18 protein-coding genes are annotated in these 20,100 nt (G+C 64.5%); 8 read left to right on the forward strand and 10 right to left on the reverse strand.

What is annotated here, in order from left to right:
- The first annotated feature begins 35 nt into the window (after positions 1-35).
- Together AC1DYD_RS12800 and AC1DYD_RS12805 are read left to right on the forward strand one after the other, a co-directional pair.
- Complete coding sequence (locus AC1DYD_RS12800; RefSeq protein ID WP_478173114.1) at positions 36-845, forward strand: SDR family NAD(P)-dependent oxidoreductase; 810 nt, start codon at positions 36-38, stop codon at positions 843-845.
- A gap of 53 nt (positions 846-898) precedes the next feature.
- The gene (locus tag AC1DYD_RS12805) at positions 899-2,866 is read left to right on the forward strand and encodes an AMP-binding protein (protein ID WP_478173115.1); all 1,968 of its coding nucleotides are present in this window, start codon (positions 899-901) and stop codon (positions 2,864-2,866) included.
- Positions 2,867-3,517: 651 nt separating this feature from the next.
- Here the strand turns inward: AC1DYD_RS12805 and AC1DYD_RS12810 are convergent.
- Together AC1DYD_RS12810 and AC1DYD_RS12815 are read right to left on the reverse strand one after the other, a co-directional pair.
- Positions 3,518-4,207, reverse strand: coding sequence for a TetR/AcrR family transcriptional regulator (locus AC1DYD_RS12810; RefSeq protein ID WP_478173116.1), 690 nt, complete (start codon positions 4,205-4,207; stop codon positions 3,518-3,520).
- A gap of 229 nt (positions 4,208-4,436) precedes the next feature.
- A complete protein-coding gene (locus tag AC1DYD_RS12815) occupies positions 4,437-4,508 on the reverse strand; it encodes a hypothetical protein (protein WP_478173236.1) in 72 nt (23 codons plus the stop codon).
- Here AC1DYD_RS12815 and AC1DYD_RS12820 point away from each other — a divergent pair.
- Complete coding sequence (locus AC1DYD_RS12820; RefSeq protein ID WP_478173237.1) at positions 4,507-4,944, forward strand: IS66 family transposase; 438 nt, start codon at positions 4,507-4,509, stop codon at positions 4,942-4,944. The two genes, AC1DYD_RS12815 and AC1DYD_RS12820, sit on opposite strands and share 2 nt — an antisense overlap.
- Before the next feature lie 63 nt (positions 4,945-5,007).
- The gene (locus tag AC1DYD_RS12825) at positions 5,008-5,217 is read left to right on the forward strand and encodes a transposase domain-containing protein (protein ID WP_478173117.1); all 210 of its coding nucleotides are present in this window, start codon (positions 5,008-5,010) and stop codon (positions 5,215-5,217) included.
- 748 nt (positions 5,218-5,965) lie between these two features.
- Here AC1DYD_RS12825 and dctA read toward each other — a convergent pair.
- Complete coding sequence (dctA, locus tag AC1DYD_RS12830; RefSeq protein WP_478173118.1) at positions 5,966-7,291, reverse strand: C4-dicarboxylate transporter DctA; 1,326 nt, start codon at positions 7,289-7,291, stop codon at positions 5,966-5,968.
- A 621-nt stretch (positions 7,292-7,912) separates the two neighbouring features.
- The gene (locus tag AC1DYD_RS12835; protein WP_478173119.1) at positions 7,913-9,145 is read right to left on the reverse strand and encodes a LysR family transcriptional regulator; all 1,233 of its coding nucleotides are present in this window, start codon (positions 9,143-9,145) and stop codon (positions 7,913-7,915) included.
- 170 nt (positions 9,146-9,315) lie between these two features.
- Between AC1DYD_RS12835 and AC1DYD_RS12840 the strand changes: the two genes are divergently transcribed.
- The 4 genes from AC1DYD_RS12840 to AC1DYD_RS12855 are packed head-to-tail and all read left to right on the forward strand — an operon-like array spanning position 9,316 to position 13,564.
- Positions 9,316-10,308: a Bug family tripartite tricarboxylate transporter substrate binding protein gene (locus AC1DYD_RS12840; protein ID WP_478173120.1), complete on the forward strand. Its 993-nt coding sequence runs from the start codon at positions 9,316-9,318 to the stop codon at positions 10,306-10,308.
- 17 nt (positions 10,309-10,325) lie between these two features.
- Positions 10,326-11,210 carry an amidohydrolase family protein gene (locus AC1DYD_RS12845; protein ID WP_478173121.1) on the forward strand — a complete coding sequence of 295 codons (885 nt, stop codon included), beginning with the start codon at positions 10,326-10,328 and terminating at the stop codon, positions 11,208-11,210.
- A gap of 36 nt (positions 11,211-11,246) precedes the next feature.
- Positions 11,247-12,152, forward strand: coding sequence for a DUF1932 domain-containing protein (locus AC1DYD_RS12850; RefSeq protein WP_478173122.1), 906 nt, complete (start codon positions 11,247-11,249; stop codon positions 12,150-12,152).
- Entirely contained in the window at positions 12,149-13,564 is a 1,416-nt protein-coding gene (locus tag AC1DYD_RS12855) for an FAD-binding oxidoreductase (protein WP_478173123.1), read from the forward strand. Before AC1DYD_RS12850 ends, AC1DYD_RS12855 begins: the two co-directional genes overlap by 4 nt.
- A gap of 917 nt (positions 13,565-14,481) precedes the next feature.
- Here AC1DYD_RS12855 and AC1DYD_RS12860 read toward each other — a convergent pair.
- The 6 genes from AC1DYD_RS12860 to mhpD all read right to left on the reverse strand — a co-directional run bounded on the left by AC1DYD_RS12860 (position 14,482) and on the right by mhpD (position 20,093).
- The gene (locus AC1DYD_RS12860; protein ID WP_478173124.1) at positions 14,482-15,021 is read right to left on the reverse strand and encodes a cupin domain-containing protein; all 540 of its coding nucleotides are present in this window, start codon (positions 15,019-15,021) and stop codon (positions 14,482-14,484) included.
- A 20-nt stretch (positions 15,022-15,041) separates the two neighbouring features.
- On the reverse strand, positions 15,042-16,154 hold the full coding sequence (locus tag AC1DYD_RS12865) for an alcohol dehydrogenase catalytic domain-containing protein (RefSeq protein WP_478173125.1): 1,113 nt from the start codon (positions 16,152-16,154) through the stop codon (positions 15,042-15,044).
- 171 nt (positions 16,155-16,325) lie between these two features.
- Positions 16,326-17,195: an alpha/beta fold hydrolase gene (locus tag AC1DYD_RS12870; RefSeq protein ID WP_478173126.1), complete on the reverse strand. Its 870-nt coding sequence runs from the start codon at positions 17,193-17,195 to the stop codon at positions 16,326-16,328.
- A gap of 33 nt (positions 17,196-17,228) precedes the next feature.
- Entirely contained in the window at positions 17,229-18,296 is a 1,068-nt protein-coding gene (gene dmpG / locus AC1DYD_RS12875) for a 4-hydroxy-2-oxovalerate aldolase (RefSeq protein ID WP_478173127.1), read from the reverse strand.
- 11 nt (positions 18,297-18,307) lie between these two features.
- Positions 18,308-19,258 (reverse strand): acetaldehyde dehydrogenase (acetylating), encoded by a 951-nt coding sequence (locus tag AC1DYD_RS12880; protein WP_478173238.1) that lies wholly within the window; start codon positions 19,256-19,258, stop codon positions 18,308-18,310.
- Between the two features lie 46 nt (positions 19,259-19,304).
- Positions 19,305-20,093 (reverse strand): 2-keto-4-pentenoate hydratase, encoded by a 789-nt coding sequence (mhpD, locus tag AC1DYD_RS12885; protein WP_478173128.1) that lies wholly within the window; start codon positions 20,091-20,093, stop codon positions 19,305-19,307.
- Positions 20,094-20,100: the final 7 nt, after the last annotated feature.

Genomic DNA, 20,100 nt, shown 5'->3' on the forward strand with positions numbered 1-20,100 from the left:
CACGTCCTCACTCTCCTCTTCACTGAGCTCTCCGCATGTCGACGCCCAGCATCCCCTCGAAGGAAGTTTTTGTCCCCCGTCTCGAAGCCAGCGGGGTGGTGATCACCGGCGGCACCTCGGGTGTCGGCCTCGCCACCGCGCGGCGGTTTGCCGAGGCCGGTGTGAAGCGCATCGCCCTGCTGGGGCGCAACGTCGAGCGGGGTCAGGCGGCGCGTCAGATGATGATGAACGCGCACCCTGAGGTGCAGGTGCTGTTCGTGTCGGCCGATGCGAATCATGTCGATCAGGTCACCGGCGCGGTGGCGCAGGTGACGGCCGAGCTGGGCAGCATCGACGTGCTGGTCAACTCGACGGTGCCCACGTTCGTGCCCACGCTGTTCCATGAGCTGCCGATCGAGGACATCGAGACCCTGCTGGTGCAACAGATGCTCGCCCCGCTGCTGATGAGCCGGGCGGTGTTGAACGGCATGCGCGAACGTGGCGGCGGCGTGATCATCAACATAGCCTCGGATGCCTGCAAGGTGCCCACCCCCGGCGAATCGGTGATCGGCGCCGCGATGGCCGGCATCGCGATGTTCTCGCGCGGCCTGGCGCTCGAAGCCAAGCGCAACGGCATCCGGGTCAACACGCTCACCCCGTCGCTGATCCAGGGCACGCTCACCTACGACCGGGTGATGGCCGACCCGTTCAGCGCCAAGCTGTTCGGCAGTGCTGTCAAGCAGGCGCATCTGGGCGTGGTCGAGCCCGATGACCTGGCCGGGCTCATCGTGTTCCTCGCCAGCCCTCAGGGCGCCCGGCTGACGGGACAGACGATCAGCGTCAACGGCGGCATCAGCATCGCCTAGCCCCACTCGGTTCGCAGATGAAGACCAAGACAACATCGGTAAAGGAGACAAGCATGGACGAACTGATCGCCACCCGGATGGTCCCATCGCAGAGCCCCCGGCGCTGCGATGGCCCCTGGTTGCCCGGGGCCGCGCCGGCGCCCGGGCGGTTGGCCAGGGCCTGGCTGAAGTCGCGCGAAGACGTGCTGGCCATCGAGGCGCACGAGCCTGCCGATCTGCTGCCGGGCGCCACGATCCACGACTGCATCGCCAGTGCAGCGCAGGCGGATCCCGAGAAGCCGGCCATCATCCAGCTGCTCAGCGCCGACCTGACCGCCGCGCCTCGCATCATCAGCTACCGTGACCTGGTGGCCTCGATTGAGCAGGCGGCCAACCTGTTTCACACCCTGTCCGAAGGCGAGCGCCCGTCGGTGGCCATCATCCTGCCGATGCTGCCTGAGGGGCTGATCGCCACCTGGGGCGCCAGCACCGCCGGCGTGGCCTGCCCGATTAACCCGTACCTGGAAACGCGAGTGATCGCCTCGATCATGAACGCAGCGGGTGCCACGGTACTGGTGACCACCCATGCCAAGTACGGCCCTGGGGCCTGGGACCATCTGGATGAAATCTGCCGCGCGGTGCCCACCCTCAAGCATGTGGTCGAGTTTGACAGTGCCGATCCCGGCCGCGACTACGCCACCCTGGTGGCGGCGCAACCGAAGGGTCGCTTCGTGTTCACGCCGATCCGGGATCCTCATGCCGAGGCCACCTACCTGCCGACCGGCGGCACCACGGCTGCACCGAAGCTGGTGCGCATGAGCCACCGCGGCCACCTGCTCAACTCGTGGCTGGTTGGGGCCTTCACCGGGCCGGAGCCCGATGGGGTGTTCGGCCACGCGATGCCGAATTTCCACATCGGCGGGCTGGGGGTCATCGGCCTGCGCACGGTGCTGTACGGGCAGACGCTGCTGACGCTGACGACAGACGGCTTCCGCAACCGAGAGGTGGTGCCGCACTTCTGGGACATCGCGCGCCAGTACCGCATGACCAACGTGCTGGCCACGCCCACCACTGCGGCCGCGCTGTTGGCCGTGCCAGAGGCGACGTCGCAGGGGCACTGCATCCGCACCTTCAACTGCGGCGCAAGCACCGTGCCGGTGGAGCTGATGCGGGGTTTCCACGAGCGCTTCGGCATCTGGCTGCGCGAGGTGTGGGGGCAGTCGGAGCTGCATGGCGTGGTCACGGCCAACTTCAATGACGGCCGGGAGCCGCGTGTGGGCTCGGTGGGGTTGCGCCTGCCGTACCAGCCCGTCAAGGCCATCGAGGTGGACGCCGACAACCGCTTCGTGCGCGAATGCCGGCCGGGCGAGCGCGGCGTGATTGCCGTGTCCGGGCCGGGCGTCTCGAAGGGGTACGTCGATGCAAGCCTCGACAAGGACTTCTTCGTCACCGGCATGCCCGATGGCCAGCGCTGGGCCAACACCGGCGACATCGGCACCATCGATGCGCAGGGCTTCGTCTGGCTGTTCGGTCGCGCGAAGGATCTCATCATCCGCGGCGGTCACAACATCGACCCCAAGCTCATAGAGGAGGTGCTTTGCACCCATCCGTCGGTGCTGATGGTGGCGGCCATCGGGCGGCCCGATGCGGCCAAGGGTGAGATGCCGATCGCCTACGTGACCGTCAAGCAGGGCCACAGCGTCACACCGGCGGTGCTGATGGACTTCTGCCGCGAGCACATCCAGGAGCGCGCGGCGCTTCCGGCCGAGATCATCTTCCTGCCCGAACTGCCCCTGACAGCCGTGGGCAAGATCTCCAAGCCCACGCTGCGCATGGATGCCATGTCGCGTGTGACGGCTTCGGTGGCGCGCCAGGTGCTCGGTGATCAGGCACAGATTGATGTCCGGGTGGATGACACCGGGTTGAGACCATGCGTCGTGTTGCAGGTGAGTCTGCACACGGGCGATCCGCAGCCCACGCTGGATCGTTTGTCCGAGGCGCTGGGCGCCTATTCGTTCGCGCATCGGATCGCGCTGGCCTGATCCGACCGCTGCCACGCAGCTGCCCGCCAGCGCCTGATTGACCAGGAATCCAACAGCGCGCCACCGAACGGATGGCAGGGCGGCGATAGTCTACCCGTCGACCGCTGAATGTACAGAGAACATGAGGAAGACAGACCCCATTCGCGACCCAGCGCCACCCGCATCGGCGACGCGGGCGCGGCTAGCGCGACTGCAAGCTGCTCATTTGCCACATCATCGAATCGAATGTAACGACCGAGCCATGACAGCCAAGTGCGAGGCAGCCATCCCGTTTGCGCACCCCGTCTACGTCCGAAGCATCATGGACTGCCTGAACAGTCCCGGCATACGGGCGGCGACAGTACTCGCCAACGCAGGCTTGGCCTGGCAGGACCTTTGCGATGGGCAACACATGGTCGACTTCTCGGTTTTCCGCCGATTCGTCGCGCATGCCATCCAGTGCAGTGGTGATCCGGCGCGCACTCCACCAATCGATCTTCCACTTCTTCCATCAGTCGCTCCTTGGCGTGAATGGGCGGGGTAAATTCGATTGCCACGACTGGGGAATATTTGATGCCACTGACTGCTGGCCGCGGGAATCCGGCCGCTGGCGGGTGCGCACCGAGTTGCGAGCCGTCCTGAGGCGGCTCAGGTCGTGGCTGCGTCGGCGCCCTACTTGGCAGCGGTGATCTTCTTCGCGGCCTTCTTGGCGTTCGACCGAGGCGTGCGAGTGCCGGCTGCCGGATCGACCAGCAGGCCGCGCGAGATCACGCTGGCAATCTGATCTGCCGCCTCGTCGACGTCGAAATCACCCTCGCCGCGCAGGTAGGCCCAGGTCGTGTGCTCGATGCTGCCGAAGATCATGTTCCTGACCACTGCCAGCGAGATGTCGGCCCTGAACTCGCCCGACTGCACCGCATCCTTCAGCACCGAGATGACCCGGCTCGCGTAGCGCCGGTTCAGCTGATAGACGTGCATCGACTTGTAGGTGGGGTCGGCGCGCAGTTCCATCAGGATGTAACGCGACAACGCGCGCTCGTGCCGGATGATCGACAGGCTTTCCCAGATCACCTGGCGCAGCCGGGCCGCGATGGGCAAGGCCCTGTTGTCGGTGCCCTCGATCTGATCGAGCACTTCGCCGAACCATTGTTCGGTGACGGTTCGCAGCAGATCCCGCTTGGTCGGGAAGTACTTGAAGATGGTGGCTTCGGAGATACCGCAGCGTTGGGCCACCTCCGTGGTCAGCAGGCCTTCGTAGCCCTTCTCCAGGATGATCTGCAGGGAGGTGGCAACGATCTCGGAAATCCGCAGATCGGGCGTTAGCCGGGTGATCGTCTTCTTCTTGGGGCGGCGGGAAGGCATCGTAGATGTTGTGGTTGAGGCGTGTTGTGCACGTGCGAATCAGACGCCCCGAGAGACCGATCCCCGGTGCTCGTGGGGCGTTGCGCTCGACTAGACTAGGTGAACGTCGGTCAATTTGACCATGACCGGACGTTGTTGTTCACCGCGGCAGCAAGCGGTGGGCGCGGGCGTTGGCCAGCGCGGCCGAGCGACGGCCCACGCCCAGCTTGGCGTAGAGATTGCGCAGATGTCACTTGACGGTGGTGAGCGAGAGCGCGAGCTGGTCTGCCACCTGCTGGTTGCTCAGCCCCCGGTCGAGCATGCCGAGCAGTTGTAGCTCCCTCGGCGTGGGTCGGCGTGGGGGCTTCGGTGCTGGTCTTGTCGTCGGCTACCCCAAGCGCGTGGCCGCCGGTTGCGTCGTGCACGCCCGACGCCAGTTTGACGAGGTGGCCAAGGCAGGGACGAGCCCAGTCACCGAAGCGGCGATCAAGCGCTTGGGCAAGATCTACCACGTCGAGGGGAGCTTCGCGGGTATGCCTGCGGACCATCGACATGAAGGGCGGCAGGAATTGACCAAGCCGCTGTGGGTTGAGTTCAAGCTGTGGCTCGAACTCGAGCGGCGCCGCGTGCCCGACGGCAGCAGCATCGCCGCGGCGATCGACTACAGCCTCAACCACTGGGTACAGCTCACCCGTCATCTCGACGACGGCAACGTGCCGCTGGACAACAACTTCCTGGAGCGGCAGATCAAGCCCTGACATGAAAGAAACAACTGGCTGTTTGCCGGAAGCGCACTCGCCGGCCAGCGCGCGGCCGTGGTGATGAGCCTGGTTCAGTCCGCCAAGCTCCAAGGGCACGACCCTTGGCAGTACCTGCGCGACGTCCTCGCGAGACTGCCGACCCTGGAACAGCCGGATCGAGGAGTTGCTGCCACACCGCTGGCGGGCCGGCGACGAGATCAACGATCTCGCCGATTGACCGGCACTGCCGTCAAGATGGGACGGCAGGAAGCTCACACTGACCTTACGTAGGCGACCTATTGGGCAAGACCACGAATGCCTGCCGCATCAACTCCTCTGGTAACGCGGTGCCGAATCATTCTCGATGCTTGTCGCGCTCGCGGGCGATTTCGTTCAACATTTCGCCCGCCCAGATGAGTGCGCTAAAGCCGCTCGTGGGCATGGTCATTCGATGCTTCCTTCCATGAGGCGATGAATCGCTCTTGCGTTTATGCGGAGCTCCGCATAAGAGGAACAACTGGCTGTTCACCAGCTCATTGCGAGCGGGCAGCATCGTGGAACGAAGCGCGAATACTGTGGCGCGCCGGCGACGAACTATGTCTGCATCACCTTGAAACCGGTCGTCGACGCCGCGATCTCGTCGGCTCCTTGACGACCGGAACAGGCCTCATAGCGTGAGTTCGCCGAGCGGCAGGGAAAGACAGCTACCGCTGCATACCTGCCGGACGATGGCGCCGACGACAGGCAGGGTAGGTCGCCAAGGCGGACGGTAGATCCGCTCGACTCGCATTCGAGAAGCAGCAGGGAAGCGGGTCGAAGATCGCGAACATGGGCTGGATCGTCGCCCCGCAGGCAGGGCGCCAGCTTGATCGCGAGACGACCCAGGGCCATGCGCACGCCACGTGCGCCCGAGCTATCCTCTCGTTCACGACTCGTAACCAATGCGGTTGGAAGGCCGTGACCAGCGGCGCAGGTAGCTTACAAGAGATGGCTGTCCGCCGGCTGAGCGATCGTCAGGCAACGGGCAGGTGTTGGCGGGTTAGCCGGCCGGCTGCAGAGGAGATGCACCGGAACGGTCTGCCAGGACCGAATCGAGACGGCCTTTATCCAGGGCGCCTTCCCACTTCGAAATGACGATGGTGGCCACTGCATTTCCGAGCAGATTGGTAGGCACCAACCCTTCAGCCAGCAAACGATGAACGCCAAGGATCAGAGCGACACTCGTCACAGGGATTGATCCAATCGTCGACAGCGTCGCTGCCAGTACCACGAAGGCCGCGCCGGCGACCCCGGCTGCTCCCTTTGACGTCAGCAACAACACCGCCAGCAGGAGCAACTGCTGATAGATGTCCAGCGGCGTGTTTGTGGCTTGTGCGAGAAAGAGCGCTGCGGTAGCTAGATAGAGACAAGTGCCGTCGAGGTTAAATGAATAACCAGTCGGAATCACGAGACCGACGACGCTGGCCTTGCAGCCGAGGTTCTCCATCTTGATCAGCATGCGCGGCAGCACGGCTTCGGAGGAGGTTGTCGCAAAGCAGATCAACAGTTCCTCCCGCAGGTATCGGATCAATTGAAAGAGACTGAAGCCGAAAAACTTGCACAGGGGCGCCAAGACCAGGAGGACAAACACGAGGCAGACGAAGTAGAAGCAGGCGAGCAGATTTCCGAGGGAAGCGAGGGCTCCTGCGCCATAGCGGCCGACAGTGAATGCAATCGCTCCCAAGGCACCGAGGGGCGCGGCCCACATGACAAGCGCAACGGCGCGAAAGAGCATCTCCGATCCAATCTCGAGCAAGTCGATCACGGGCCTTGCTCGAGGTCCAATGGCCACCAGCGTGCTACCCATGATCACCGAGATCAGGAGCACCTGCAGCACATTGCCCTCGGCGAAGGCGCCAACCATCGCCGAGGGAATAATGTCCAGCAGGAAGTCGGCCACGCCATGCGATTTGGTCTGGTCAACGTACATTTTGACCGACCCTGCATCCAGTGCGGCGGCGTTGATGTTCATTCCAGCACCTGGCTGCCAGAGATTGACGATCACGATCGCGATGGCCAACGCCACAGTCGTCATCACCTCGAAGTAAATCAGAGCCTTGATGGCAACCTTTCCAACCTTCGACATGTCGCCCATCTTGGCGATGCCCAGCACGACCGTACAAAAGACGATGGGCGCGATCAGCATTCGAATGAGCTTGATGAAACCATCGCCGAGCGGCTGCAAGCGCTGGCCAGCCGTGGGATAGAAGTGACCCACGACGATCCCAACCGCCATGGCGATGAGCACCTGGACCCATAGCTGCTTGTACCAGGCTCGACGCGACCGGGACTGCGGCGAAACTGCTGTGACGTTTTCTGAGTTCAAAGTTGTCTCCTTTAGTCTGCTGCTTCAGTCAGGCACCCGCACGACGACTTTGCGTGCGAATCCGCGGTGGTCGCCCAGGCGAACAGTTGATCGCTACTGCCATTGCACTGCGTGCCATCGCGCTGCGTCGGATGCGAAGCATCGACGTTGCGTCGAACACATGTCGACGGCGTGCCCCGTCTGCTGGCCACTACGGTATCGTCCGTAGGTTCTGCCCGCGTCGGATCGAATTTTGCGAAACTCCGGGCGAGTCACGGTTGCTTTCGGCCGTCAACTTCGTTCGAATGCATTGATGGCTCGTCAAATGCTCGCTCTGCGGCACCTGAGAAGGCTTGCTCTGCGCTGAGCGGATGCGGTTCGATCCAGGCACACTCGTCGTTCCGAGGGGCACCGGCCCCGACCTGGAAGCTGTCGTTCATCGAGACCGAACGAACTGTCGGTTTAGTTGGAAGAAACGGCGAGGTTGTGACTGCTCTTTTGCGATGTGGTCTGCACCATTTTCCGATCACGCGATTCATGAGGTTCAGGAAGCGTTCGGGATGGCATGGTCCCGACGTTTGGCTCCTTCAGTCCGTTGGCAACCAAGTAGCTGTTTGTTTCGCAGCGAGACTGCATCCACTGTCAGGGTGGCGAGGGCGAATCAGTGCGTCCGGCGATAGTCAGGCGGCGGATCTCGCACAGCAGCGCCTGCCCCGTGGCCGAAAGGCGGGCGCCTGCCCTCATCGTCACTCCGATGCTTCGCTCGAGGCCGGGCATCGGCAATGGCAGGGCCTGAAGGTGGCCGGCTTCGATCTCGTAGTGAAGTTGGTGAACTGACAGAACAGTCAGCATGCGGCCCCGCAGCAGCATTCCGCGCACGAGTGCCTGGTCGCCGGTTTCGACCGTTGCGCGAGGCGGCGCCTCGCCATGCTGGACGAAATAATTTGCGAGCGATTCCCGCAGCGGAGTGCCTGGTCGGGACAGGATCCACGGGTATTCGCGTAGATCGGAAAATGTCAATCGCTCGCGGCTAGCGAGCGGGTGGCGAGCGGATGCGATAAGTCTTAGTTGATCGACAAAAAGCGCCTCGCTGACAAGGTCTCGATCGGTGATGGGCCGCAAAGCTCCCACGATGAAATCTACCTTTCCTCCAAGCAGGCCGGCGCAAAGTTGTTCGTAGGGGCTCTCGAGCGAATGGACGCGCAGCCCCGGATGCTGTGCGAGCAACGCGTCGATCGCCATCGGAAGCAGGCGCGTGCGGGCCAGCGGCAATGTGCCGACTGTGACCAGCCCCTCGAGCCTGCCTTGGGCGGCGCAGACGTCATCTTCGATATGTCGCAACTCCGCCAGGACGCGATCGAAGCGCATCAGCCATCGTGCGCCCGCATCCGTGGCTATGAGCCCTCGCGCTGTTCGCAGGAACAGCCTTTGGCCCAGCACCTCCTCCAGGCGTGCCACCGCCGCGCTGATCGCGGGCTGGGTGACACCGAGCTGGCGCGCGACGGTGGGCATGTGGTGGACATCCGCCAGCAAGGAGGCTGCGAGTAGCCTTCGTTCATCGAACAAGACCTCCAGCGTCGCCGGCGAACGCGCCCGACCGCGGGCGGACGTCGCTTCGTCCATGACGACCGACAACTCGTGTTCGATTCCTTCGAAGCGGCTCAACACCAGATCCGCCGCAGGCGTGTTCAGCATGCCCTGCCCACGTCGCTCGAACAACGGCGACGCGAGCGCCTTCTCGAGGATGACGATGGAGCGACTGATCGCCGAGGCAGCGCGAAGCAGCGTCTCCGCCGCTGCGCGCACGCTGCCTGCCCGCGCGACCGCGGCGAAGGCGCGAAGGTGCCGAAGCGGCAGCATTTCGTGGGTCTGCATCGTGCTTTCATGATGCCACGAGCGGGGTATATCGATCAACAGATTCGAACACTCAGGGGGCCAGAAAGCAACCTTGCCTGGACCCTTGCTCATTCACAATGGACTCGGCTGTCGGGATAGGAAAGCACCGGCAGCCTTCCCCCGAACGAGCCCCCAAGTTGGAGACACAAATGACTTTCGATTCCCATCGCCGTGACGTGATCCGCACCCTGGCTGCCATGGCTGGGGCCGTCGCTCTTCCCTTTCCCGTCCGTGCTGCGGAGTATCCGGAGCGCGCCATTCGCTTCGTCGTTCCCTTCAACGCGGGAGGCAACGTCGACGGCGTGGGCCGACTGCTTGCGGCCGCGATGGGGCCGCTGCTGGGTCAGGCGGTGGTGGTCGACAACAAGGCGGGCGCAGGTGGGAGTCTGGGCGCAGGCACCGTGGCTCAGGGACCGGCCGACGGCTACACGCTGCTGGTGGGTTCGAACGGCCCGCTGACCATCAATCCGTTCGTCCAGGCGAAGCAGGTCTACGACTCGCTCAAGGATTTTTCGCCGATCGCGTTGGCCGGCGTGGTGCCGCATGTGCTGCTCGTCAACAACGATGTGCCGGCCAGAACGCTCAAGGAACTCGTCTCGCTTTCGCAGCGGCAGGCCGTGAGCTGCGGCTCCTCCGGCATTGGCAGCGCGACGCACTTGACCATGGAGCGCTTCAACACGGCCACCGGTGCCCGTCTGGTGCACGTGCCATACCGTGGCGGCAATTCCCTCGTGCCGGACCTGCTCGGAGGGACGGTGCAGACGGCCTCCATGGAGTTCTCGACCGCCTTGCCGTTTCACAAATCGGGCAAGGCCCGGATCATGGCTGTGGCCGCGCCCAAGCGCAGCCCCTTGGCGCCGGACGTCCCGACCTTTATTGAGGGCGGTGCGCAAGGCTTCACTGCCTTCAGCTATGTCGGACTGCTGGCACCGGCGCGGACCCCTGAACCCGCCTTGCGCAAGCTGGTCGCTGCCGCCGAGGCCGCCTTGGCGGCGCCCGGGATGGGCGAACGGTTGCAGGCGCTGGGTGTCGAACCGGCCACCGCTGCAATGCGTGGACCGGCAGCCTTCGGCACATTCCTTCGCGAGGAATACGAGCGGTCTCGCGAGACGGTGCGCGTTGCGGGCATTCGGGCGGAATGACGGACAGGGCGAGACCCATGAACACGCCGCCCAAGGTCACCTCGCCGTTGGTACAGCCACGCCGCCCGCGCATCGAACTGCCATCCGGCAGCTGTGACAGCCACGTCCATGTCTATGGACCGGCCAGCCGCTTTCCATTCGACCCGTTGCGGCCCTATACCCCGGACGAGGCGCCGGTCGAGCGGGTCGAGGCACTGCACCGGCTGCTCGGCATCGAGCGCGCCGTCTATGTTCAGGCGACGGTCCACGGATTCGACAATGGCGCGGTATTGGATGCCATCCAGCGCAATCCGACGCACGCACGCGGCGTCGCGTTGGTGCATACCGACATCACGGATCGCTCTCTCGGCGAGCTCCATGCCGGCGGCGTGCGCGGCGTCCGTTTCAATTTCATCAAGCACCTGGGCGATGCGCCCGATCCGGATGCCGTGCTGCGCCTGGCCGAGCGCCTGTCACCGCTTGGATGGCACGTGCAGCTGCACTTCAGCGCGCAGGATCTGCTCGAGCAACTGCCCCTGCTGGGCCGTGTGCAGTGCCCCTTCGCGATCGACCACATGGGGCGCACGCCCGTGGAGGGCGGACTGCGGCAGGAGGCGTGCCTGGCGCTGCTCGCAGTGCTTGCCGACCCGCGCGCTTGGGTCAAGCTGAGCGGCCCTGAGCGCATTTCGGCCGAGCTCGCGCGCGGCGGCGCATTCCCCTATGCCGACGTGGTGCCCTTTGTTCGGCAGCTTCTTGAAGCGGCGCCGGATCGCACCGTCTGGGGAACCGACTGGCCGCACCCCAACGTGCGCGAGATGCCGGATGACGGCGACTTGGTCGATCTGCTCGCGCACTACGGCGATGCCGACACGCTGCAGCGAGTGCTCGTGACCAATCCCGCTCGCTTGTACGCCTTCGACTGAACCGACTTCTCTTCTTTCTTGACAAGGACACGCATCATGGGCATGACATTGGGCATCATCGGCTACGGCGAGGTGGGCGGCATTTTTGGGCGCGGATTGCTGCCCCAAGGTGACATCGACGCAATCTGGGTCTGGGACTTGAAGTTCAACGAGGCAGCCGGCGTCGCGGCGCGTGCTGGCGCAGAGGCCGACGGAATGTGCGTCGCAGACGACCTGGAAGATCTGTGTGCCAGGGCCGACCTGTTGATCTCGGCCGTTACCGCCTCCAACACGCTGGCTGTGGCCGAAGCGGTCTCGGGCCACGCGAGGGCCGGCGCGCGCTTCCTGGACCTCAATTCTGCATCGCCCGGTACCAAGAAGCTCGCCGCGGACGCGCTGGAAGCGGTCGGCGTCGGTTACGTCGAAGCTGGCGTCATGACTTCGGTCCCGCCCTACGGTATTCGCGTGCCCATGCTGCTGGGCGGTGCCGGGGCCGAGGCGCTTGCCGTGACGCTGGTGGCCTGGGGGATGGACGCCCGCCACGTGAGCGAAAGCCTCGGCGTGGCATCGGCCATCAAGATGAGCCGCAGCATCATGATCAAGGGCCTCGAAGCCCTGGTCATCGAGAGCTACACGACGGCCCGCCGGCATGGGGTCGAGGCGCATGTGCTGCCCACCCTGAAGGAGACTTTTCCCCAGATCGACTGGGAGGAGCAGGGCGCCTACTTCTTCAGCCGCGTGGTGCAGCATGGCAAGCGTCGCGCCGAGGAAATGCGCGAGGCCGCACGTACCGTTCAGGAAGCCGGCTTCGAGCCGATGATGACCGCAGCCATCGCCAGCAAGCAGGACTGGGTGGCTCAACTAGCGCGAGACGGTGTTTTCAAGGGCCTGGATGGCAGCAGCCCTTGGGAAGCGTATGCGGACCGCCTGATCGCGCAGGCAGGCAGGGGCGCTGCGCCATGAGCGTGGAGCAGCCCGTCTTCGAGGGCCGATGGCTCACGAAGCAGGATGAAATGGCGCCGTTCCTGACCGATTGGCGTGGACGCTGGACCGGTCGCGCGCTCGCCGTGGCGCAGCCATCGACCACCGATGGCGTCGCAGCGGTCGTGCGGTGGTGCCACGCGCGACGATTGCCGCTGGTGCCCCAAGGCGGCAACACGGGACTGTCTGGGGGGGCGACGCCCGACGACAGTGGCCGTGCGGTCGTTTTGTCGACCGCCCGCATGACGAGCATCCGTGCCGTGGACACGGTCAGCGACACCCTGACGGCGGAGGCCGGCTGCACCTTGCAGCAGGTGCAGGAGGCTGCGCGCGCAGCCGGTCGGCTGTTCCCGCTCAGCCTGGCGGCCGAGGGCAGTTGCACGATCGGCGGCAACCTCGCCACCAATGCCGGAGGCGTGCAGGTCCTTCGCTACGGCAACGCGCGCGAACTCTGTCTCGGCCTGGAAGTGGTGATGGCCGATGGCGAACGCTGGGACGGACTGCGCGCTTTACGCAAGGACAACACCGGCTACGACCTGCGCGACCTGTTCATCGGCAGCGAAGGCACGCTGGGCATCATCACGGCGGCAGTTGTCAAGCTGCTTCCGCTGCCGACGCACCAAAGCTGCGCCCTGGCGGCGGTGGCATCGCCCAAGGCGGCGCTCGAGCTGTTGACGATGGCACGCGATCGCCTGGCCACATCGCTCACGGCGTTCGAATTGATCTCGGATGTCGCCCTGGGGCTGGTCCTGCGACACTTGCCGTCGGCCCGCCCGCCCTTCGCCGCGGAAACCCCCTGGTACGTACTGATCGAAGTCAGCGAGACGGGGGCGGTTCAGCAACCGTCCGCGTCTCTGCAGTCACTGCTCGAGGAGGCGCTCGAGCGCGACCTGCTGCAAGACGCCGCCGTGTCAGCCTCGCTGGCGCAGTTCGAGGCTCTCTGGATGTTGCGCGAAGGGATCTCCGAGGCTCAAGGCGCCGAGGGGCCGACGATCAAGCACGACATCGCGTTGCCCATTTCCGCCATCGACTCATTCTTGTCCGAAGCGGGCGAGGCCGCGCGCCGCCACGCCCCGGAGCTGCGGCTCGTCGCATTCGGGCATCTCGGGGACGGCAATCTCCACTACAACTTCTCGCCGCCGTTGGGCGGCATGCCGGCAGCCGAGTTCGCGGCGCGCGAGGCTCCGCTCAACCGCGTCGTCCATGACCTGGTCTCGAGCTACGGCGGCTCTATATCTGCAGAGCATGGGCTGGGTGTACTTCGGCGCGATGAGGCCATCCGCTACAAGCCGCCGATTGAGTTGCGTCTGCAACGCAGTATCAAGCAGGCACTGGATCCGCTGGGTTTGCTCAACCCGGGAAAAGTGCTGCGAGCGACCGAAGACGCCGGATGAGCGGAACTCAGCGAAATCAGATGCGACTGCTGCGCGGCCGGGACTGCCTGTTCGCCAAACTTGCCGATAGCAGCCCTTGGCCAACAGCGCGATCATGCGAAGGTCAGCTACCAAGCGAGGACGCGAACTCGTGCTCGCGGCCGGGGCGTCGCGAGCGCCATGGCACCGGCGGCTCCTTGATGCCGGAGGCCGGCGTCCATATCGCAAGCCGCTACCTCATTGAGCGTCCAGGCGGCTGAGCGGCGATTTCGGGCCCCAATCACCACAAGCGCCACCATGGTCGCCGGCCTATTGCTCGCCAGTCGCTTGGGAATCAGGCCTCAAATGTCCAGTCATGTCGGCCTGCGCCAGAGCTCGCTGCCCTGCGGCGATGAAGTCCTATCCGGCGGGTCCGTGAAGCTGGCACCTCATGCTGCATGCGCGCCAGGCGCGCTGGCAGGTTCCCGCTTGGCGAAGCGCCTCATCTGCAAAACCGGTCACGACAGAGACGTGACCCTGCGGTTGCACGGGCGCTTCGACCATCGATCATGATGTTCGTTTAGCCTCGATAAGTGATGCGGCGCCAGGGCATCAGGCCTGAGCTGCTCCTTGAGGGTGTGGTGGGACTTCCGGTTCAGACTGTCCGAAGCCGGGTTGGCGCAGTCGGTGAGGGGGCAGCTCGGGCGATTTCCGTAATACCTTTGGGACCGGTCGTAGATTCTGAGGTGCTGTCGGCGCCTGAATGACCGCACTCGGCGTCACAGCGTAAGTTCGCCGACCGGCCGGGAATGGCAGCACACGCTGCACAGCTGCCCTCCAGCGTTCGACGGCGACCGGCGAGACAGGGCCCTGACCCGCCATCCACCCTCGACCTACGAGCGGCAGCTGTGCGATCGAAAGCGGTCGGAGATGTCGGGGCCAGGACTCCGATGCCCAGCTCAGGAGCGCTTTGCCCCGACAAGGACGAACAGCATGGTCGCCGGCTTGTCGCTCTTGTTGCGCCAGGCGTGGCGTGTGCCGTTCTGGACGACCACATCGCGCGGCGCAAGCTTCTTCGTAGCGCCATCGTCGAGTTCGAGGTGTAGCTCGCCGTCGATCAACACGCCGTAGTCAACGGAGTCGGAGGTATGCATGCCGGGGTGATCCATCTCGAACTTCTCAGCCAAACCGGGCAGCACTCGCATGTACTCACCGCCGGCGGCAGCTGGATCGAAGTCGGGAGTCATCATCACAGCGTCGGGAGGAAACGTGATGAACATCAGGTTCGTGCCACCTGGCGGCGGCGTCCATGACGCGGCAGAGACTGCCGGGTCACCCTCGCCCGCGGGCACTGTCGCGTTGGGAGCCGTCTCCCACAACAACGAAGTGACGAAGCCTGGAACGTGCTCGAACTCGGTGGTACGCGGTGCAGCCGCGTCCGATACGAAGACGGCGTTTCCTTTCCGGTCGTGGCCGGTGACGATGCGTCGGATGTGCATGGTGTGCTCCTTTGTGCCGCTCAATGCATGATCACGACGTTGGTGAATCCGCCGCTGCGCTGGTCGATCGCATCCAGCGCATCGTTGACACGCTCGAGCGGAAAGCGCTCGTGCTCGAACACTCCGAGGTTCAGCGTGCCCGCGTGGGCCATCGCCGCCATGTCCTGGCCTTCAGCGGTCGTAAACCACAAAGAGCCGATGTAGGACTTCTGCAGGCACATGAGGGGGAACGGTTCCAGCGGTATGGGATCGGCGACGCCGCCGATGTTGATCGCCTTCCCACCGCGGCGTAGTGCGTTGAACGAGTCGAGCACCGTCGCCACCGCGGCGTTGGGGCCTAGCGCCTCGATGAGCGCATCGACACCGAAACCCCCGGTCGCTTCCATCACAATCTCGGAAGTCGGCCGCGATCCGAGAGCGATCGGGACGATGCGTTGCGGGTCCAGTTGCTGCAGCTTTTCGAGCAGCGTGGTGTTGCGCCCCGTCGCGAAGATCCTGGCCGCGCCCATGGCCAGCGCAAGAATGACAGCGCCCAACCCCAGCGTGCCCGTCGCGCCGTCAATGAGCACCGTCTGACCTGGGGAGAACTGTGCCTTGCGCAGCGCCGAGTAGGCGGTGCCCAGATAGCCGAAGCGAGCGCCTTGCTCGAAGCTGATGCTGTCTGGCAGCTTCACCAGGTTGGCGGCGGGTGCCGTAAGGTATTGGCCGAAGCCTCCGTATGGATAGTCCTCGAAGAGCTGCTGCGAGCCCGGGCCGAAGCCGAAATAGCCCTGGAACGTGTAGGCCGTGCAGTTGATGTGGTCGCCCCGCCGACATGCAAGGCAACTTCCGCAAGACAGCCCCGGATTCACATACACGCGGTCCCCGGGCTTGATGTCCGCGCGGACTTGGCTGCCCACCTGCGCGACCACCCCGGCCGAGTCGAGGCCGTAGATCGCGGGCAGCGCGGGCAACGGCAGGAAGGGGAACCACTTCGGATAGCTGGTCACTACATTGCGCAAGTTCGGCACCACGCCGGCGGCCTTCACTTCGACGAGCACGTCGGTGGGTCGAACTTCGGGCACCGGGATCGTGTCAACCTGGAATGGTTCACCGATCTTGTGCAGACGCGCAGCATTCATCATCTTGGCCATGGTTATCTCCGTTTGAACTGAGGGAAAAATGACCGGACTGCTACGCCCGGCCGGGGGATCGCTTGACGAGCGTCAGTCGCTCTCTTCGATTCGCGCTGACTTACGGACGCGGCTGTCCAAGCGCCACGCATCGAACGCGGCGTCCGAGGAAAGATCAGCGCCCGAGTGGGCTCAGCGCGCCAAGAAGTCCAGCACCATGCGGTTGAACTTGTCGGCGTGCTCCCACTGCGCCCAGTGGCCGCAGCGGCTGAAGACGTGTAGGTCGGCCTTTTGCAGCCCCGTCACCAGCCGCAGGCCGATGTCCAGCGGAACGAAGCGGTCGTCGCGGCCCCAGATCACCAGTGTGGGAGATGCGATCTCGCCAAGCCGGTGCCCCACGTCCGGAAACTGCTTCGGGTTGGCCTCAGCGCTCTTGACGAAGTTCTCGAGGTGATCGCGACGGCTGAGCATGTTGTCCAGGCGCGCCTGAAAGAGTTCCTCGGTCAGGTTGCTCGTGTCGTAGACGAACACGTTCATCATGCGCTTGAGGTTCTCGATCGTGGGATCCCGGTACAGGGCGCCAATCAGCTTGATGCCCTCGGTGGGCATGGGCACGAACGGGCTGAGGCCGCCGGTGCCGCCGCCCATAAGCACGAGCTTGCCTACGCGCTCGGGGTTGGCCAGCGCAAAAGCCACGGCGCTGTGCCCACCCATCGAGTTGCCGACGATGTGCACCTTGTCGAGGCCAATGACGTCCATCAGGCCCTTGAGCGCTCGTGCGTTGAGGTCGGAGCGCGAGCCGGTGCTGACCACCGGGTCGCTCCTGCTCCAGCCCGGACAGTCCATCAAGACGACGCGGTAGCCGGCGGTTACGAACGGCTCGACGTTGCGGTTGAAGTTCGCCCATCCACTGGCACCAGGGCCGGAACCGTGGAGCATCACGACGGTCTCGGCGCCGCTGCCGGCGTCGTTGTAGTGCAGTTGCAGGTCAAGATCGTCTTCCTTGATGCGGACGAAGCGGCTTGTGTCGGATTCGGTGATCGGAGCGTTTTTGGTGGACATGACTTGGTCTCGGATGTTGATTGAAGATGGGGATCAGGCGGCTTCGCTCATGGTGGGCGGTTGGTGAACGCGCTCGTGTTCGATACCCTTCAACAGGTCGAGGGCCACGTCAACGATCATGTCTTCCTGGCCACCGACCATGCGGCGCTTGCCCAGTTCGACCAGGATGTCCACGGTCTTCAGGCCGTACTTGCTGGCGGCCACTTCCGAATGGCGCAGGAAGCTCGAATACACGCCGGCATAGCCGAGCGCCAAGGTCTCGCGATCCACGCGCACCGGGCGGTCTTGCAAGGGGCGCACGATGTCGTCGGCCGCATCCATCAGCTTGTAGAGGTCAGTGCCGTGGTTCCAACCGAGGCGTGCGGCCGCTGCGATGAACACTTCCAGCGGCGCGTTGCCCGCCCCGGCGCCCATTCCCGCCAGGCTCGCGTCAACGCGATCACAGCCTTCTTCCACCGCGACGATGCTGTTTGCCACACCCAGGCTCAAGTTGTGGTGCGCGTGCATGCCCGTTTGCGTTTCGGGCCTCAGCACTTCCTTGAATGCACGGAAGCGATCTCGCACTTCGTTCATGCTCAGCGCACCGCCCGAGTCCACGACGTAGCAGCAGGTCGCGCCGTAGCTTTCCATCAGCTTGGCCTGTTGCGCCAGCGCTTGCGGCGTCGTCATGTGACTCATCATTAGGAAGCCCACGGCCTCCATGCCAAGATGGCGCGCGTACTCAATGTGCTGCCTGGATACGTCGGCCTCGGTGCAATGGGTTGCAACTCGCACGATGCGCGCTCCTGCTTCATAGGCGGCCTTGAGGTCGTGCACGGTTCCGATCCCTGGCAGCAGCAGCGTTGCGATCTTCGCGTGCTTGACCACGCTGGCGACCGCCTCGATCCACTCGACATCGGTGTGGGCGCCAAAGCCGTAGTTGAAGCTGCCGCCCTGCAGGCCGTCGCCATGGGCGACCTCGATGGAATCGACTTTTGCCTCGTCGAGCGCCTTGGCGATCTGTTTGGCCTGCTCGACGCTGTACTGGTGGCGGATGGCGTGGCTGCCGTCACGCAGGGTCACATCAGAGATGTAGATTTTCTTTTCGGGTTGGTGGCTCATCGCTGTCTCCTTCAGGCTGGCACGGCGGCGAGCATGCGCTCGGCCATGGATTCGGCGGTCCGCAAGGCGGCGCTGGTCATGATGTCGAGGTTGCCGGCATAAGCAGGCAGGTAGTGGGCGGCGCCCTCCACCTCCAGGAAGATGGACGTTTTCAGACCGTGCATGCGGGCACCGACGCCGGGAATGCGGATGGGGTGCTCGGCCTCGATTCGGTCGAACTGCACCCGCTGCTTGACGCGATAGCCCTGCACATAAGCCTGCACGTCTGCGGCCATGCGCTCGACCGACGCGGCGATTTCGTCCTCATCGGCGAAGTCGCTCAAGGTGTAGACGGTGTCGCGCATCATCAGCGGTGGCTCGGCCGGGTTCAGCACGATGATGGCTTTGCCCTTGGCAGCGCCGCCCACCACTTCAATGGCCTTCGACGTGGTCTCGGTGAACTCGTCGATGTTGGCGCGGGTGCCGGGGCCTGCGCTCTTGCTCGAGATGCTGGCGACGATTTCGCCGTAATGCACCTTCGTCACACGAGAGACTGCAGCGACTATCGGGATGGTGGCCTGGCCGCCGCACGTGACCATGTTGACGTTGAGCGCGTCCAAGTGCGCCTGGCCGTTGACCACGGGAATGCAATACGGACCGATCGCTGCGGGCGTGAGGTCCACAAGGCGGATCTCAGGCTTGAGACTGCGAAGGAAGGCGTCGTTCTTGACGTGAGCGCCCGCCGAGGTGGCGTCGAAGACGATGTCGATGTCATCGAAGACGGGCAGGCGCGAGAGACCTTCGACCCCTTCGTGGGTGGTGGCCACGCCCATGCGTGCAGCACGTGCCAAGCCGTCGGATGCGGCGTCGATGCCGACCATCGCCCCCATTTCGATGTGGCGACCATGGCGCAGGATCTTGATCATCAAGTCGGTGCCGATGTTGCCGCTTCCGATGATGGCGGCTTTCAATTTGCGGGTCATGAATGTTCCTTGTTGGATGGAGCGATGTGAGAAGTGATTGGGCTGCTCATGCTGCGGAGAAGCGCGCACGCACGCTGCCCACTCCCTCAATCCGTGCCTCGAAGTGGTCGCCAGCCAGAACGGGCACCATCGGACCCAACGCGCCCGTCAGGACGAGGTCGCCCGCACGCAGCGGCTGGCCAAGCGAAGCCAATTTGCGTGCCAGCCAGACGGCTGCGTTGAGCGGATGGCCCAGGCACGCCGCACCGCTGCCGCTCGACACGGTCTCGTCGCCGCGCACCATCGTCATGCCGCACAACTTGAGGTCCAGGCCATTGAGCTTGGTGGGTACGCCGCCGAGCGCGACCAGACCGCTGGAGGCGTTGTCGGCGACCGTGTCGGCAAACCGGATGTTCCAGTTGGCGATGCGGCTGCCGACGATCTCGATAGCCGGCAGGACATAGGCCGTGGCCCCGATCAGTTCCACCAGTGTGGTGTCAGCTGCCAGCAGGTCACGCTCAAGGACCAGCGCGACTTCAGCCTCGACCTTGGGCTGCAACGTGCGCGAGAGCGGGATTTCTTCGTCGTCCCCATAGAGCATGTCGGCAAACAACGTCCCGAAGTCGGGCTGATCCACGCCGAGTTGGCGCTGCACTGCAGGGGATGTCAGGCCGATCTTGCGGCCCACCACGCGCCGGCCCTGCGCCACGGCATGCGCGACGTTGGCCTGCTGGATGGCGTAGGCAAGGCTGCCGTCCGGGTCCGTGCCGAGTTCGTCGCGCAACGGGGCGATCGGCTCTCGCTGAGCCTCGGCCATGCGCAAGCGCTCGGCCCACTGTTCGATGCGGGGGTCCATTTTTGCT

This window comes from Variovorax sp. P4_B11 (assembly GCF_056402355.1).